At 70.1% G+C, this 14668-nt stretch carries 16 protein-coding genes; 4 read left to right on the top strand and 12 right to left on the bottom strand.

The window, feature by feature from the left end:
- Positions 1–76 precede the first annotated feature (76 nt).
- Positions 77–508: a hypothetical protein gene (locus K883_RS01955; protein ID WP_020823265.1), complete on the bottom strand. Its 432-nt coding sequence runs from the start codon at positions 506–508 to the stop codon at positions 77–79.
- Between the two features lie 142 nt (positions 509–650).
- Here K883_RS01955 and K883_RS01950 point away from each other — a divergent pair, with 142 nt between their 5' ends.
- On the top strand, positions 651–872 hold the full coding sequence (locus K883_RS01950) for a hypothetical protein (RefSeq protein ID WP_036453559.1): 222 nt from the start codon (positions 651–653) through the stop codon (positions 870–872).
- Positions 873–924: 52 nt separating this feature from the next.
- Here K883_RS01950 and K883_RS01945 read toward each other — a convergent pair whose 3' ends face one another.
- The 9 genes from K883_RS01945 to K883_RS01905 all read right to left on the bottom strand — a co-directional run bounded on the left by K883_RS01945 (position 925) and on the right by K883_RS01905 (position 9118).
- On the bottom strand, positions 925–1929 hold the full coding sequence (locus tag K883_RS01945) for a DUF5914 domain-containing protein (protein WP_036453553.1): 1005 nt from the start codon (positions 1927–1929) through the stop codon (positions 925–927).
- Positions 1926–3461, bottom strand: a complete 1536-nt coding sequence (locus K883_RS01940) for an FAD-dependent oxidoreductase (protein ID WP_036453552.1) — start codon at positions 3459–3461, stop codon at positions 1926–1928. The genes K883_RS01945 and K883_RS01940 overlap by 4 nt, the downstream gene beginning before the upstream one ends.
- Positions 3458–4183, bottom strand: a complete 726-nt coding sequence (locus tag K883_RS01935) for a class I SAM-dependent methyltransferase (protein WP_008259112.1) — start codon at positions 4181–4183, stop codon at positions 3458–3460. Before K883_RS01935 ends, K883_RS01940 begins: the two co-directional genes overlap by 4 nt.
- A complete protein-coding gene (locus K883_RS01930; protein WP_008259111.1) occupies positions 4170–4481 on the bottom strand; it encodes a lycopene cyclase domain-containing protein in 312 nt (103 codons plus the stop codon). Before K883_RS01930 ends, K883_RS01935 begins: the two co-directional genes overlap by 14 nt.
- Complete coding sequence (locus tag K883_RS01925) at positions 4478–4801, bottom strand: lycopene cyclase domain-containing protein (RefSeq protein WP_008259109.1); 324 nt, start codon at positions 4799–4801, stop codon at positions 4478–4480. The genes K883_RS01930 and K883_RS01925 overlap by 4 nt, the downstream gene beginning before the upstream one ends.
- Positions 4798–5751 (bottom strand): phytoene/squalene synthase family protein, encoded by a 954-nt coding sequence (locus K883_RS01920; protein WP_036453550.1) that lies wholly within the window; start codon positions 5749–5751, stop codon positions 4798–4800. The genes K883_RS01925 and K883_RS01920 overlap by 4 nt, the downstream gene beginning before the upstream one ends.
- Positions 5748–7268 (bottom strand): phytoene desaturase family protein, encoded by a 1521-nt coding sequence (gene crtI / locus K883_RS01915; protein ID WP_036453548.1) that lies wholly within the window; start codon positions 7266–7268, stop codon positions 5748–5750. Before crtI ends, K883_RS01920 begins: the two co-directional genes overlap by 4 nt.
- A 28-nt stretch (positions 7269–7296) precedes the next feature.
- Positions 7297–8418, bottom strand: coding sequence for a polyprenyl synthetase family protein (locus tag K883_RS01910; protein ID WP_170320605.1), 1122 nt, complete (start codon positions 8416–8418; stop codon positions 7297–7299).
- A gap of 268 nt (positions 8419–8686) precedes the next feature.
- A complete protein-coding gene (locus K883_RS01905) occupies positions 8687–9118 on the bottom strand; it encodes an STAS domain-containing protein (protein ID WP_008259101.1) in 432 nt (143 codons plus the stop codon).
- A gap of 329 nt (positions 9119–9447) precedes the next feature.
- Between K883_RS01905 and K883_RS01900 the strand changes: the two genes are divergently transcribed.
- From K883_RS01900 to K883_RS01890, 3 genes are all read left to right on the top strand, one after another.
- On the top strand, positions 9448–10188 hold the full coding sequence (locus K883_RS01900; protein ID WP_036453547.1) for an Rv1815 family serine proteinase: 741 nt from the start codon (positions 9448–9450) through the stop codon (positions 10186–10188).
- Positions 10189–10257: 69 nt separating this feature from the next.
- Positions 10258–10941, top strand: coding sequence for a hypothetical protein (locus K883_RS01895; RefSeq protein ID WP_036455240.1), 684 nt, complete (start codon positions 10258–10260; stop codon positions 10939–10941).
- 13 nt (positions 10942–10954) lie between these two features.
- Complete coding sequence (locus K883_RS01890) at positions 10955–12034, top strand: NAD-dependent epimerase/dehydratase family protein (RefSeq protein ID WP_036453546.1); 1080 nt, start codon at positions 10955–10957, stop codon at positions 12032–12034.
- On the opposite strand, the gene K883_RS01885 is transcribed toward K883_RS01890, so the two are convergent.
- A complete protein-coding gene (locus K883_RS01885; RefSeq protein WP_036453536.1) occupies positions 12012–13394 on the bottom strand; it encodes a TIGR01777 family oxidoreductase in 1383 nt (460 codons plus the stop codon). The genes K883_RS01890 and K883_RS01885 overlap by 23 nt on opposite strands.
- A gap of 22 nt (positions 13395–13416) precedes the next feature.
- Positions 13417–14661, bottom strand: coding sequence for a glycosyltransferase family 4 protein (locus K883_RS01880; protein WP_008259093.1), 1245 nt, complete (start codon positions 14659–14661; stop codon positions 13417–13419).
- Positions 14662–14668 lie beyond the last annotated feature (7 nt).

Raw genomic sequence — 14668 nt, 5'->3', positions numbered from 1 at the left:
CTACGGCACTCCGACCGGATCACCGTGCCTTAGCCGCTGGTTTTCGCGGCCGTCTCGTCGCTGCGCACCGTGTCGCTCATAGGTTTTCGCCTTTGCCTGATTCGTCGCGGGGGGACGCGGTGTGGGCGGGGTGGCCTGCGGTGCGCCGGTCCTCTTTCAGGGCCATCTCGTAGCGGTGGCGCTGGCCGCCCGCGAGTTGGGTTCGGACCAGCTGTTCGATCTCCTTGAAGCAGCGGTAGTAGCCGTCGTCGTAGTCTTCGATCACCTGAAAGCTCCAGCGCCCCGGAAGGACGTTGCGTCCGATCAACTCGCGGCTGATGTGTCGGGCCAGATCGGCGTGGCCCAGTTCGAGCAACCGCGACACCGCCGCATCGAGTTGCAGGTCGGCGTGGCCGGTGAGTTGGTGGAAGGAGTACAGGTGTCCCCGGGCGCGCTCGATGGTCTCCAGCGCCTCGGTGACTTTCCCCACGGCCTGCGTGACGCCGTCGCCGGTGCTGTCGATGCTCATGGCTCTCCTTCCCGGGTGTTGCGCGAGGGCATTCCCGCTGAGGAGGACCGCGAATCGTCCATGCGATTCATTTATTTAATAGTCAATTCTTTGTGTCCACCGGCCGCGGTTTGAACGGGCGCGCCCCGGGTATGTGGGGGCGATGACCGTGATCGAGACGTCGCAACGCCTGCGGCGCACCCAGCGCAAAGTGCTGCGCCTGCAACGGCGTGTGTGGCTTGCCCAACTGGCCATGTGGCCCGCCGCAATCGTTTTCGCTGCGCTCGTGCTGGTCACCGGGTGGGTGCTGTGGCGGCGGTCGGCCGTCCGTTCCGCCGGCGCGGGTCCGGGTCCGCGGCGTCCGCCGCGCGAGTACGCAACATGACACCGCGGCCGCGCCGAACGCCGGCGCCGCCGCACTGCGAAGAAACCCGAAGTCATCCCCGTGCGGCGCGTACCTGGTAACGACGCTCGGCGTAGGCGAGGTCGTCGCGCCAGAGCCTGCTGGACGCGAAGCGCATGAGCGGCGTGATCAGCGGCGCCACCCGGGATGCCCGCTTGAACCCGGGCCGCCCCGAGTGCGCGATGGTGGCTTCCAGGACGGCAGTGCGGGGGCGGCCATCGGGGCCCAAACCGATTGGGGTGGCATGGGTTTCGACGACGCTGCCCGCCCCCTCCCCGTCCACGATGCGCATCACGATCGTGCGGGCCTCCGGGCAGCTGAACTCCGCGACGACGGGCACCCCCAGGCGTCCCATCCGGAACGTCACGGCCACCAAGAAGCGGTCGGCGTGTTCGGTCGGTGTGGTGAGCACCTCGAGGCGGGTGAACGAGTACGGGTGAAACCAGGCGCCATGCCACGGATCGAGCCGGTTGGCGATGACGTCGATCGGCTCGCAGACGCCCTCCATGCGGGCGACTGCGGCCAGGGTGTCGCCGGTCGGCCGGTCCGGAATCACCGGCAGCTCCAGTGGCGCCTCCCGTCCCACCGCATCGAGCCGCACCCAGACCAGGATGCCGTCGTCGTGACCGGGCAATGGGCTCCAACCGAATTCGCGGGCGCGCCCGTCCAGGGTCAGCCCGTGCCACCGGCACACCAGCGTGCCGCGGTGCACCGTGCCGGTGGCGAGGTCGGCTCCCAGGTGCGGGCAACTGCGCGGTCCCACGCACAGGCGGTGCTGCTCGTCGCGCCAGGCGACGACCTCGACGCCGGCGACGAGCGCGCCGAACGGCCGCCCGCCGACCACCTGCCGGCTGGCGGCGAACGCGTACCAGTTGCCGGTGGGGCGATTTTGTGAGCGGCGCAGCGCGGCGTCGATGATGGCGGGTTGTGCGTCGCGATAGGTCGGGCGCTGATCGGCCCACGACGAACGCGGGATCACCTGCAGGGGCCAATCTTTGGGCCACGTCCGCAGGCTTTGCAGCTGGTCGCGGATCTTCATCGCCGGGCGGCTCCCTCGCGGGTGGCAAGCCATCGCAGCAGTGCTGAGCGGCCCCGGGTGGGCACCGTGGACAACGGGTGTCCGGCCAGTCCCCAGCGTTTCAGCAGTTGGTTCGCGGCGCACCACCCGGTGGTGGCGGCGCGCTCCATCAGCGCCACCGGCAGGTCGATCCGGATGGCGTCGCCGGCCAACACCAGGCCCGGTGTGGGGGTGATCACCGCGGGGCGGCCCGTATAGGTGCCCGGCGCGAAGAGCGGGCAGTCGCTGCGGTGCAGCAGCCTCTCGTGAACGATGTGTGCCGCCGCCGTTTCCGGGTACACCGCGTGCAGCCGGCGCAGCGCGGCGGCGCGCGACGGCGCCGAATCCAATGCGTAGGAATGCAATTCGACCACCGAACCCTGATGCGCGCACGCCCACGCGCGGGCTTCGCGTTCGTAGCGTTCCAGCACGCTGATGTTGTCCAGCGGCTTGTGCCCGGCCGTGCCCAGAAACGCCGGGCGCCGCGCCGCGACGGGGCGATCGAGCCAGAACCGGTGCACGGCGAACGGCGGCGCGGTGCGCAGCCGCGAGATCCGGGCCCGCCAGTCATCGGTGCCAAGGCCGCTCGATCCCGCCACGATCCGCTGCAGGCCCGCGACGTCGGTGGCCAGCACCACCGCGTCGACGTCGAGCGGCTCGTCGGAATCGGTGTGCACGCGAAAGCGCCCCGCCGGATCCCCCTCGATGCCCAGGGCGGCGGTGCCGAGCCGAAACCGCACCCCGCGCCCCTCGAGGTAGCCGCACAACGGCTGCCACAGCGCGCCGTCGTAGTTCGCGCACGGGACGTCGAAGATCAGGCCCTCGGCCGATCCCAGGAAGTAGATGTGGAACATGGTCGCCAACTCGGCCGCGGACAGCTTGGCGGGGTCGGCGAAGAAGCTGCGGGAGAACACCTCGAACGCCAGATGCCGTGCGGCCTCGGGGAATCGGATGTTTTCGAGGAACGCCGCGGCGTCGATGTGGTCGAGGCGCTCGTAGGTGCCCGGCACCGACACGGCGGCCAGCGGCGCGGCGGCGCGGGCATCGATGCGGGTGAAGTCGCGAAGGCGAAAGGTCGGGCTGCGCGCGGCGAAGGCGACGGCGTTCCACGGCGGGGTGCGCGGCAGCCCGCGGAAGCTGTCGCGCCGCCCCGCGCCGTCGATGAGCGGGTAATCCTCGACGGGAGTCAGCATCCGCAATCGCGGGTCGATCCGGGTCAGCAGGGCGCGCAGGTTGTAGTACTGCCGGAAGAACGCGTGGAAGCCGCGGTTCATCGCGAGGTCGACGCCGCCGTCGCGCTCGGTCCAGCCGCCGACCCGACCGCCGAGGTAGGGTTCGCGTTCGATGACCTCGACCGCGACGCCGCGCTCGGCGAGTCCGGTGGCGGCGGCCAGTCCGGCGATCCCGCCGCCGACGACGGCGACCCGGGGCCGCGACGGCAGCGCGCCGGCGTCCGGCAATCCCGTTGGTGCGGGCAATGTTCGGCGGCGACGGTCGGCGGCGTGCGCGGTCATGACGGCGCGTCCGCCAGGAAGGTGTGCACGATGTTGGCTTCCCAGCCGGGCATCGTCTCGCTGTGCACGGCGGTGAATCCGGCGTCGGCGAGGCGGGTCCGGAACCGCGCGGCGCCGTCGAACGCGAGCACGCTGCGCCACAGGTAGCGATAGAGCGCGGTGTCGCGGGTGCGCCACCACCCGGACGGGATGATGATGCCCCAGCAGACCGCGTGCCAGATGCGGGTGGCGGCCCAGGAGTCGCGGACCGAATACTCGTGCACGGCCAGGGTGCCGCCGGGGCGCAACAGCGTGCGGAACTTGCGCAGTTGGTCGTCGCGGTCGGCGACGTTGCGGATCAGGTACGCGGCCAGGATGGCGTCGAAGGGCCCGGTGATCCCGTGCTCCGCCAATTGTTCGACGGGGGTGTGGACGAAGCGCACCGTGGCGGGCCAGTCCTTCGCGCGCGCCGCGTCGAGCATTCCGCGCGACGCGTCCACGGCGACGATGTCGGCGTGGGGCGCGACGGCGAGCAGGGCGGCCGTCGAGGCGCCCGTCCCGCAGCCGGCGTCGAGCAGCCGTAAGCCCTTGCCGCGGGCCGGAATCCGCATCCGGCGCGCCGACAGCAGCAGTTGCGCGTGGTAGCCCGGGCTGGCGCCGACCAGCCGGTCGTAGGCCGCGGCACCCGCGTCGAACGCGGCTGCCAGGTCGGCGGGGGCGGGCCCCGCATCACCGACGCGCATGTTGCCGTTCCCACAGCAGCAGCACCGCGGTGACCAACGCGAAGCCGAACAGAAAGTCTTCGACCGGAATGTCGAACGGGAAGCGCAGCCCGCTCAGCTGCCGATCGTCGTAGCTGACGATGGGCGAGCTGAGCTTCGTCAGCCATCCGTCGACCGGGATCTGGAATCCCAGGACGATCACCATCGACAGCCAGTAGGCCGGCCGGCGAAACAGCCCGGTGCGCAGCACCGCCAATTCCAGTGCGCAGACGGCCAATACCGCCAGCACGGCGGGCAGGGTGTAGCCGAGACCGCTCACCGCCGGTGCACCCTTGCCAGGATGGCGCCCACGGCGTTGTAGGTCAGCAGCGCGCAGGCCGGAATGACGAGAAAGAACAGCACCTCTTCGATCGGCACCCGAAACGGGATGCTCAGGCCGCTGAGGTACGCGCCGTCGTAGGTCCACACGCGCGCGGCGACGGCGATCTCATCCCAGATCAGGAACACCGCGGCGACCGGCAGCACCGCCTTGAGGAAGCGTCGCCACTGTCGGTAGACGCCGGGGCCCAACGCCTCCAGCGGCGCCGTGATCAGCAGGCATGCGGCCAGGACCACAAGGTATTGCCACCGATCGCTCATGCGGCCCCCGAGTTGAGATCGTCCCGCTCGCCATTTCGCGCCCGCCACGACCGTATCAGTCCCGCACCGGCGACCCGAAGCCGTCGAGCCCGGCCCACGGTGGCCCGGTGGTCGAACACCGCGAACTCGCTTCTTTCGATGCAGTCCAGGATCTCGGCGTACAGGGCGGCCGCGGTTGCCACGCACGGCCGTGAGCGACGCGCGAGCGTGGCGATCCCCGCCGCGGCGAATCGGTAAGTCTGACGCGTGATTTCGTGCTGCGCGGCCAGGGCGCGGCGCACCCGGGGGTCGGTGCGGCGATGCGCATGACACCACGTCAACAGCTCCCGATCCACGCCGTCGGCCGCGAGTTCGTCGGTCGGCAGGTAGACCCGGCCGCGCACCAGATCTTCGTCGACGTCGCGCAGGAAGTTGGTGAGCTGGAAGGCTCGGCCCAGCGCCGCGGCATACGGCGCGGCCTCCTCCATCGGCGTCACGGTTCCCAGGATCGGGAGTACCTGCAGACCAATGGCTTCCGCGGAGCCCCGCATGTAGAGGTTGAGCGCTTCGCGGTCGGGATAGTCGGTGACCGTGAGATCCATCCGCATCGAGTTCAGGAAGTCCTCGAAGAGCCCGGCGCTGATCCGGTAGCGCCGTGCGGTGTGAGTCACCGCCGCCACCAACGGATCGTCGAGGTGGGCGCCGTCGGAGAAGAAGCGCTCGGACAGTTGCTGCAGCCGCCTGCCACGACTGCAAGGGTCCAGCCGCGGATCGAGATCGTCGAGGATGTCGTCGGCGTAGCGGGCGAAGCCGTACAGCGCGTGCACGGGCGGCCGTTGGTCGGGCGCGAGCAGCCGGGTCGCCAGGAAGAAGGTGCGGCCATGGGCGGCATTGAGTTCCCGGCACCGGCGGTATCCCTCGCGCAGCCGCGGATCGTCGATTCCGGCCGCGGCCAATTCGCTGCGCATCATGGCAAACCGGCCTTCGTGTCGAGGACGGCGATGGCCCTCGTGCCGGCTCCGGTGATGCGGTCCGCGGCGAGCCGCCCGGAAATCAGGGTGGTCGGCACGCCGACGCCGGGCACCGTGGAGGAACCGGCGAGCACCGCGTTGTCGATGCCGCGCACCATGTTGGCCGGCCGGAACGGCCCGGTCTGACCGAACGTGTGGGCCAGCGCGAAGGGGCTGCCGGCCGCCATGCCCTGACGGGCCCAGTCGGCGGGTGTGACGACGTCGAGAACCGTTGCGTCCTCCCGCAATCCGGGGAGCAACCGGTCCGCGACGTGTGCGACGAGGCCCTCGGCGTAGGCGGCGCCGGCCCGCGACCAATCGATGGTGCCGCGCTCCAGGTTCGGCGCGGGGGCCAGGACGTAGAGCAGATCGCGGCCCTCGGGAGCCAGCGCCGGGTCGCCGGCCGTCGGGCGGGTCACCAGCAACGACGGATCGGTCATCAGCCGGCCGTCGCGGATGATGTCGGTGAACGTCTGATCCCATGCCTCGCCGAACAGGATGGTGTGGTGGGCCGTGTCGCGAGCGACCGCGGGGCAACCCAGGTGCGCCACCACCGCCGACGGGGAGGCCCGCAACCGCACGGCGCGGCGGGGTGTGCGGCCCAGCAGCGCGTAGGTCTGGGGTAGTTCGGTGGTCAGCACGACCGCGTCGCACGAGATGCGCCCGGCCTGTTCGGTGAGTACGGCCCTGACCCGGCCGCCGGATTGTTCGAGGGCGGTAACGGTTGCGCCGTAACGGAATTGGACGCCGGCGTCGGTGGCCGCCGCGGCCAGCGCGTCGGGCAGCGCGCGCACGCCGCCCCGCGGGAACACCACGCCCGCGATGGTGTCCATGTAGGCGATGACCGCGTAGACCGCCAGGGCATCGCGCGGCGCCACCCCGGCGTACAGCGACTGGAAGGTGAAGATCCGCTGCAGCCGCTCATCGCTGATGTGCCGCTTGACCATGCGATCCCACCTGCGGAAGCCGCCGATCGCCGTCAGCTGCGCCAGCCGCGGCGTGAGCAGCGAGAGCGGGGAATCGAAATTGGCACCGATGAACCCGTCGAATTCGGTGCGGTACAACCTGGTCAGCCAGGTGCGCAGCCGCCGGTAGCCCGCCGCCTGCCCGGAACCGGCGAAGTCGGCGATCGCGTCGGCCATCTGGTCTGCGTCACTGTGCACATCGAGTGTGCTGCCGTCGGTGAACACGGCGCGGTAGGCGGGATCAACCGGCGACAGCTCCAGCCGGTCGGACGTTGTCTCGCCGACGGCCGCGAAGGTCTCGTCGATGATGTCCGGCATCGTGAGCACCGTTGGCCCGGTGTCGATCCGGTACCCGTCGATGTCGAGGCGCCCGGCCCGCCCGCCCGGCCATGGCTCACGTTCCACCAGGGTGACCGCGCGCCCCCGCCCGGCCAGGTGCAGCGCCGCGGACAGGCCGGCCAGGCCGGCGCCGACCACCACGACGTGATCGGTGCGTCCTTCGATGGTCCGCATGGTCAACGCGCTCCCGACTCGGTACCGGTCATACGGCGCGATCCGTACAGGCCGCCGCCATTTCGGCCAGCGCGATGCGAACGGGCTCCTCGATCGGCAGGTCCCCGAGGTGGGCGCGCGCGGACGCGACGCGGTCGCCGATCATCTCTTCGATCAGCCCCACGGCCCCGGTCCCGATGATCAGCGCCTTCCACCTGTCGATCGCGTCGCGCCCGAGGGCTTCACGATTCGCCAGCTCGGTGAGTTCACGGCGGGTCGAGGGATCGGCCAGCTGGTGGGCGGCCACCACGACGCTGGTTGCCTTGCGCTCGAGCAGGTCTATCGCGCCGGGCTTACCCGTTACCGCGGGTGAACCGAAGACGCCGAGCACGTCGTCGCGGAGCTGAAACGCCTCGCCGACGGCGCGGCCGTAGCGGCCCAGTTGGCACAGCGTGTGAGCGCCGCAGCCGGCCATGGCCGCCCCGATCTCCAGGGGTCGGCGCACGGTGTAGTTGCCCGATTTGCGCCGTGCCACATCGAGAACGAATTCCAGCCCGGGCGCCTGCCGCGCGTCGTTGATCAGGTCGGCGAATTGTCCCACGGCGAGCTCGGTGCGCATCGCGTCGTAGCGCGGCCACGCCAATTGCAGCCGCCGGGAATCGATTCCGCTGTCCCGCAGCATTTGTTCGGCCCAGATCAGGCACAGGTCTCCGAGCAGGATGGCCGCGGACTCGCCGAATCGCCATGAGGGGCCGGGCAGTCCGCGTTCCCGGTACCACCGCCCGAATTGCCGGTGCGCCGACGGGCGGCCGCGCCGCACGGCGGAGCCGTCCATGACGTCGTCTTGCAGCAGCGCGAAGGCGTGCACCAACTCAAAGCTCGCCGCGGCCCGCAACGCCGCGGGGTCGGCCGGCGCGCCGCACAGCCAGCCCAGGTACACAAACGTCGACCGCAGGCATTTACCGCCGGAGACGAAGTCGGCCAGGATGTCGCCGACCGCTTCGATGCCCGCCCCGTCCAGGTCGGCGGCGCGTCGCTGCGCGACGAACTCGGCGACCTCGACCAAAACCCTCCGCCGGACCTCCGACCGCCACTCGCCGAAGTCGTCACCGCCCCAGGAGCCCGTCACGGGCGGTGATGCGCCCGCGGGCGAAAACGACAAAGCTCCCATGGTGCCCAAGCGCTCCCTCCCGGACGGCTGGGAATGGCCGGGCCTGCGCTGGCCCGGCACCCGCGGTCATACCCGCCGACGAGGCGGGCAAACCACGGCGCGAGCCGCCAGGCCCCGCCCCGCGCCGCCCGGTGGGAGATACCACGTTGTTCAATAACTTAAACATTCACTTGATGAAGGTGATCCGTGTTTGCCGAGTCACGCTGGGCCCGAAACCGAGCAGGGAGCCGAAACGCCAACCCGTGCGGTGTTTTAACCCCCATCGGGGTCACGATGCGGCGCTGCGGGGGACCCGGCTACGCGGCTGTCGCGGCCGGGCCAACTCGGACACGAAACGCCGCCGCGCCGCAAGGATGTCTTCGATGGTTTGAAATGCCTCCGGTACCGAGTCGGTGGTCGCCAACCCGTTGTCGTGCACGATCCGCAGCAGTGGCCGGATCGCCGTGCCGGTGACCACGCTGCAGTGCACGCGGGCTTTGCGGAGCTCGTCGTTGACGAACAGCAGCGCCCGAAAGCCCTCGACGCTGAGGAAGCGCAGTCGGCTCAAATCGAGGACCACCGGAGTCTTGAGCCGGGCGAAGCCGCGGATGGCTTCGGTGAGGTCTCTCGCATTCGCGGCATCGATCTCGCCGTCGACGCGCACCACCGTGGCGAGGCAGCGCGCATAGACGAAAACGTGTGCCCTGGCGAATTGGGCCATGTGGCGGCCGCGTGTGGGATGTTGTTGGTCCGCCGAATCCGCGGAGTGAAGAGCAGCCATTGAAGCGCCTATCGATTGTGGTGAGAAGGGAGTGATCAGTGTTTGCACACCGCTCCCGCTAAAGACGCAGCTGTGAACTCAACCTGACAGCAGCCTAGCGTCGCCGCCGTCGCGCGGTAGCAAAGTTTCGTTTTCTGGACGGTGCGCAACGGCGCCGATGTACCCGGTGGTGAATGCGTGTTTGGCGGCGTAACCGCGGGGTATACGCCGGCCACGTAACAAACGCGACGAATCCCTTGACGGACGGACGCGAGGGGTGGTGCGGCCCAATGGAAAAGCTCGGCCGCCGCTGGTGCCGGTTAGCGCTTGCGCCCGCTGCCATCATGATGCTGATCGGCGCACCGGGATGGGCCGGCGCCGACCCGGGGATCACGGTGTTTCCGGGAATGGAGATTCGTCAGGGCAACACGGTATGCATGCTCGGAATGGTCGAGCCGCGGTTACGGGTCGCGCTGACCAGCGGGCAATGCGACGGTGGGCAGTCGATGGTGACCGACCGTGACCGCAAGCCGATCGGCGATGTGGTCCTCGGCCGTCGGCAGGTCGACACGGACTCGGCTGCGGACACGTCGATGCTGCCGGTCGAATACGAAGTCATCGCTCTTGCAGGCAATGTCACGGCCTCGGACGTGTTGCCCACGGGCCGGCAGTTGCGGTCGACGCCCGGGCTGCGCGCGCAGCCGGGCCTGCCCGTGTGCCAGCTGCGCCGCTCGACCGGGCAGCGCTGCGGGCCGGTCGGCACCGTCACCAACGGCCGTTTCGCCATCCCCGACATGGTCGTGGACGGTCGCGACTTCGGCGGCCCGGTCTACGCGCTGACCGACGACAACAAGGCCGTCATCGTGGGGCTCTACGAGGGCATGTGGAGGGCCTCACCCCAGTTCGAGTCGTGGCAGGCGGTCATGGCGCAGGTCTACATCGACAGCCACTCCTACAGCGGGCAACAACAGCTGCCCGCTCTGCGCATGATCAACTGGCGCACCGCCGCTCGCGCTGTGGCGGCGCCGTAGCCGTCCCGTCGTCACCCAGGGACGCCGCGCGGCGTGTTTCCCCCGACACAGAACGGGAATCCGCCGCCGGTGAACGTTTTCGATCTTGTGGCGCTGCCCTTCCAGTGGGGCTCCGCGATCCGGGGCAAACGGATCTTTCATCCCAGCGGGGTGCTGGCGAGGGGCTTCATCGAACGCATCGCCCCGGCGGGTCAGGGCTTGCCGATCCGCTCGTCGGAGGTCGTTGCCCGGGTATCCAAGGCCAGCGGCACACCCGGCGCGCTGCCCGACTTCGTCGGCCTGGCTTTCCGGTTGACGCCCCCGGAGCCGGCGGGAAAGCCGTGGGACATCTTGCTCGTGTCCGCCGGGTCGGGGGTGCTGTCCCGGGCGGTGGCGCTGCGGCCGACCGCGTCGTGGAACGGACAGACACTGACCACCCTGATGCCGTTGCACTACCAGAACCACAATTGGTGGCTGCGGGCCCGCACCCCGAGCGACATCGACGGCCTCGGCTTGTCGCTGGCCAACGTCCGCAACCGTCTCGAACGCGGCAATATCGAGATCGCGCTCGACCAAGCCTGCGGCAGAGGGCATTTCACCCCGGTGGGCCACGTGACGCTGATCGCGGTCGTCGACGACGAACAGCATCGCGACGTGTCGTTCGATCCCGTCGTCAACACCGCGCCGGGCCTGAGCCTGCACCCGCGGTGGCTCGCCGACCTGCGCGCCCGCGCGTATCGGCAGAGCCGTGACGGCAGGGATGCCGATGAGTAGCCGGGGGTAGCCGGTGCCCAAGCGCATCGTGATCACCGGGGCGAGCGGCAACGTCGGCACAGCCTTACTGCGCCGGCTCACCGCCGACGACTCGGACTATGAGATCGTCGGAATCAGCCGGAGGCGACCGCCTTCGGACGACCTGTACCGGTCCGCCCACTGGCACGAGCTGGACCTGGCCGACCCGGGCGTGGAGCTCGAGCTGCTCAAGGTCTTTCGCGGGGCCGCGTGCGTGGTCCATCTGGCGTGGGGTTTCCAGCCCACCCGCAACAGGCGTTATTTGGACTCGGTCGGGGTCAACGGCAGCGCGGCGGTATTGAGCGCGGCACACAACGCGAAAGTGCCGCACCTGCTGCACATGTCGTCGGTGGGGACCTACGCCGCCGGGCGATACGGGCAGAAGGTCGACGAGACCTTCTCGACCGCGGGCATACCATCCTCCGCGTACAGCAGGGCGAAATCCGCGGTGGAGCGCATGCTCGACGGCTACGAGGGGCACAACCCCGACGGGGTCGGAATCACCCGGATGAGGCCCGGTTTCATCCTGCAGCGCGACGCCGCGTTGGGCCTGCGGCGCTACACCCTGCCCGCCTACGTGGGCCCGCGTTGGGTGCGCTGGTTGCCGCTGCTACCGCTGGACCGCTCGCTGAGCGTGTCCATCGTGCACGCCGACGACGTCGCCGACGCGTGCGTCAAGGCGATCGAGCGCCGCGCACTCGGGCCCTTCAACCTGGCCGCCGAACCGCCGGTCGGCCGCGATGACATCGCAAAGGCGTTGCGGGCACGCCCGATTCACGTGCCCTCGCCGCTACTGGGGCTGCTGGTGGCGGCGTCGTGGCGGGCCAGGTTGCAACCCCTCGATCGTGGCTGGCTGGACATGGCGTTTTCGTTGCCGCTGCTGGACACCGACCGCGCGCGTAATGTTCTCGGATGGTCGCCGCGGTGGAGTTCCGAGGCTGCGCTGGCCGACCTGGTCGACGGGTTCTTGCATACCTGGGGAACCCAGAGCCCGGTCCTTCGCGCGCGTTCGTGCGCCGAGGCCATCAGCCGCGACCTTCACGAAGGCCCGCTCACCGTCCGCCGGGTGCCCTAACCGTTGACTGCTCGCGTCCCAACAGGTGACGCAGCGCCTGGGTCAGGTCGGGTTGACGGAACCGGTGCCCGGCCGCGACGAGCTTGCGGGGTGCCACCCGCTGGCTCGCGCAGGCCAGTTCGCGGGCGCCCTGCCTCCCGAGCAGGAGGCGGGGCCCCAGCGACGGCACCGGCAACACGGCCGGCCGATGCAGCACCGCCGCCAGGGTCGACGTGTACTCGGCGTTGCGGACGGGTTGCGGCGCAACGGCATTCACGGGCCCCGACAGCGCCGTGTCCCACAGCGCGCGGTGATACACATCGACCAGGTCGTCGATTCCGATCCAGGACAGCCATTGCCTGCCGTCGCCCAGTCGCCCCCCGAGCCCGGCGGCGAACAGCGGACGCATCAGCCTCAGCGTGCCGCCGCGCGGTGACTGGACGATGCCGGTGCGCACCCGCACCACCCGCAGCCCCGCCTCCTGCGCGGCTGCGGTCGCCTCCTCCCAGTCGGCCACCACGTCGGCCAGGAATCCCTCCCCGCGGTCGCTGTCCTCGGCCAGCGTGTCGTCGCCGCGGTCGTATCCGTAATAGCCAATCGCTGACGCCGAGATCAGCGCGGCGGGCCGGGGATCGGTGCGGGCCAAAAGTTCGGCGAGGCGCCGGGTGGGCCCAATCCTGCTGTCCCGGATGGCATCCCGGTGCTTGTCGGTGAACCGTCCGGCGATGGAGGCGCCCGCCAGATGGATGACCGCGTCGACGCCGGCCAACAGCTGCGGGTCGGGATCCTCGGGGTCCCAACGCCGTTCGTCGGTGCCGCGTGCGTCGCGCCTGACCAGCCGGATGACCCGGTGCCCGCCGGTGCGCAGAAACGCCGTCAGCGCCGAACCGACCAGCCCCGACGATCCGGTGACGGCGATCGTCGACCGCTTCAGGCCGTTCTCGGCGGCCAACCGGTGGGCGGCCAAGTCGTCGGCCAGCTGGCGGTGCCGGTAGTCGAACATGGGCCGCAACAGCGATCCCGGCACCGCGGTCTCGACCCGGTCGATCACCCGGGTGCGGTCATCGCCGATGTCTATGAACTCGTGGGTGTGGCGCCAGCGCAACGCCATTCGCGCCGGAAGCGTGGCCAGGCCGTCACCACCTAGGGCGTCGACGAACCGGCGCGGGGGATCGTAGCCGTCCGGCTGATGCACGGCGACCCAGCGCAGGCCGCCGGGCAGCGCCAGCGTCGCCCGCCCGTCCTCGAGCGAGGATGCCTCGGCGATGAGGCGCATCGGCTGCCACGGCGGCGAGAGGCGGTGGAAGGCACCCGGCCTGGCATGCCAATCGAACACGTCCGTGATCGGCGCGTGCACCACACTCGAATAGTCCAGGCCCATGCCTGAAACGTTAGAAAGCTCGCTACCGGTCCGGCAAGGCGTGTTCGACGATGGGGAGCCGCGCCTGCGGCTGCCGCTCGCCGCGCTTGGCCGACAGATAGACCTGCGCGGTCTTGTCGGCCACCGTATGCCAATCGAAGTCGGACGTGAGGCGTTCGCGGGCGGCCCGGGCGCGTTGTTGCGTGGCGCGCGGATCGTCGAGGACGGTGCGAATCGCCGCGGCCAGCCGGGTCACGTCGCGGGGCGGGCACGATACGCCGGTCCGACCGTCGATCACCGCCTCACCCAGACCGCCGATGTTCGACGTCACCAGGGGGGTGCCGGCCGCGGCCGCCTCGAGCGCAACGATGCCGAACGGCTCGTAGTGGCTGGGCAACACCGCGGCGTCGGCGCGATGCAGTACGGCCAACAGCTCCGCGTGCTCGAGGTGCCCGACGAACCGAATCGCCTTGAGCACCCGGTGTTTACGGGCTTGCTCGATGAGCCAGCCCTGCTGGGTGCCCTCGCCGGCGATGGTCAGTGTGGTGCCCGGGTGGGTGCGCCTGACCCGCGGGAGCGCGGCGATGACGTCGTGCACCCCCTTCTCGTACTCCAGCCGCCCCAGGTAAAGCAGTTCGGCCGGACCCGTGCGCGGCCGCCGCGCCGCGAACGGCCACCGCGCCGTCTCGATGCCGTTGCAGATCACGGTGATCTCGGCCAGCCCCGGACCGAACAGTTCGGTGATCTCGTCGGCCATCGACCCCGAACACGTGATCAGCGAATCGGATTCGCGCACCAGCCAGGACTCGACCGCGTGCACCTGACGGCTGAGCGCGCCGCTGACCCAGCCGGAATGCCGACCGGCCTCGGTCGCATGGATCGTGGAAACCATTGGCACGTCATAGAATTGGGCCAGCGCGATCGCCGGATGGGCCACCAGCCAGTCGTGGGCGTGCACGACGTCGGGCCGCCACGCGTGGCTGCTGCCCGGTTTCTTCAGGCTCAGCCCGGCGCGGACCATGGAATGCCCCATCGCAAGCGTCCAGGCCATCATGTCGGTGCCGAAGGTGAACTCGTGCGGATCCTGCGCGGCCGCGATCACCCGAACACCCTCGCTGATCTGGTCGGACGACGGATGGCTGCGGGGATCGGTCCCGGTGGGTCGGCGTGACAGCACCACGACGTCGTGACCTGCGGCCGCCAGCGCGGTGGACAGGTGATGGACGTGCCGGCCGAGCCCGCCGACGACCACCGGCGGGTACTCCCACGACACCATCAGGATCTTCACGTTGTGG

Origin of the sequence: Mycobacterium sp. TKK-01-0059, from assembly GCF_000709305.1 — a bacterium.
In the GTDB taxonomy this organism is placed as follows: domain Bacteria; phylum Actinomycetota; class Actinomycetes; order Mycobacteriales; family Mycobacteriaceae; genus Mycobacterium; species Mycobacterium intracellulare.
Note: the sequence above shows the minus strand (reverse complement) of the source record. Positions and strands in the feature narration are given on the sequence as shown.

What these genes read in the sequence shown, in the direction of transcription:
- K883_RS01925 (WP_008259109.1), bottom strand. Translation starts at nt 4,801, where the DNA reads ATGAGCGATCGGTGGCAATACCTTGTGGTCCTGGCCGCATGCCTGCTG.
- K883_RS01900 (WP_036453547.1), top strand. Translation starts at nt 9,448, where the DNA reads ATGGAAAAGCTCGGCCGCCGCTGGTGCCGGTTAGCGCTTGCGCCCGCT.
- K883_RS01885 (WP_036453536.1), bottom strand. Translation starts at nt 13,394, where the DNA reads ATGGGCCTGGACTATTCGAGTGTGGTGCACGCGCCGATCACGGACGTG.
- K883_RS01910 (WP_170320605.1), bottom strand. Translation starts at nt 8,418, where the DNA reads ATGGGAGCTTTGTCGTTTTCGCCCGCGGGCGCATCACCGCCCGTGACG.
- K883_RS01955 (WP_020823265.1), bottom strand. Translation starts at nt 508, where the DNA reads ATGAGCATCGACAGCACCGGCGACGGCGTCACGCAGGCCGTGGGGAAA.
- K883_RS01950 (WP_036453559.1), top strand. Translation starts at nt 651, where the DNA reads ATGACCGTGATCGAGACGTCGCAACGCCTGCGGCGCACCCAGCGCAAA.
- K883_RS01940 (WP_036453552.1), bottom strand. Translation starts at nt 3,461, where the DNA reads ATGACCGCGCACGCCGCCGACCGTCGCCGCCGAACATTGCCCGCACCA.
- K883_RS01945 (WP_036453553.1), bottom strand. Translation starts at nt 1,929, where the DNA reads ATGAAGATCCGCGACCAGCTGCAAAGCCTGCGGACGTGGCCCAAAGAT.
- K883_RS01920 (WP_036453550.1), bottom strand. Translation starts at nt 5,751, where the DNA reads ATGATGCGCAGCGAATTGGCCGCGGCCGGAATCGACGATCCGCGGCTG.
- crtI (WP_036453548.1), bottom strand. Translation starts at nt 7,268, where the DNA reads ATGCGGACCATCGAAGGACGCACCGATCACGTCGTGGTGGTCGGCGCC.
- K883_RS01905 (WP_008259101.1), bottom strand. Translation starts at nt 9,118, where the DNA reads ATGGCCCAATTCGCCAGGGCACACGTTTTCGTCTATGCGCGCTGCCTC.
- K883_RS01935 (WP_008259112.1), bottom strand. Translation starts at nt 4,183, where the DNA reads ATGCGCGTCGGTGATGCGGGGCCCGCCCCCGCCGACCTGGCAGCCGCG.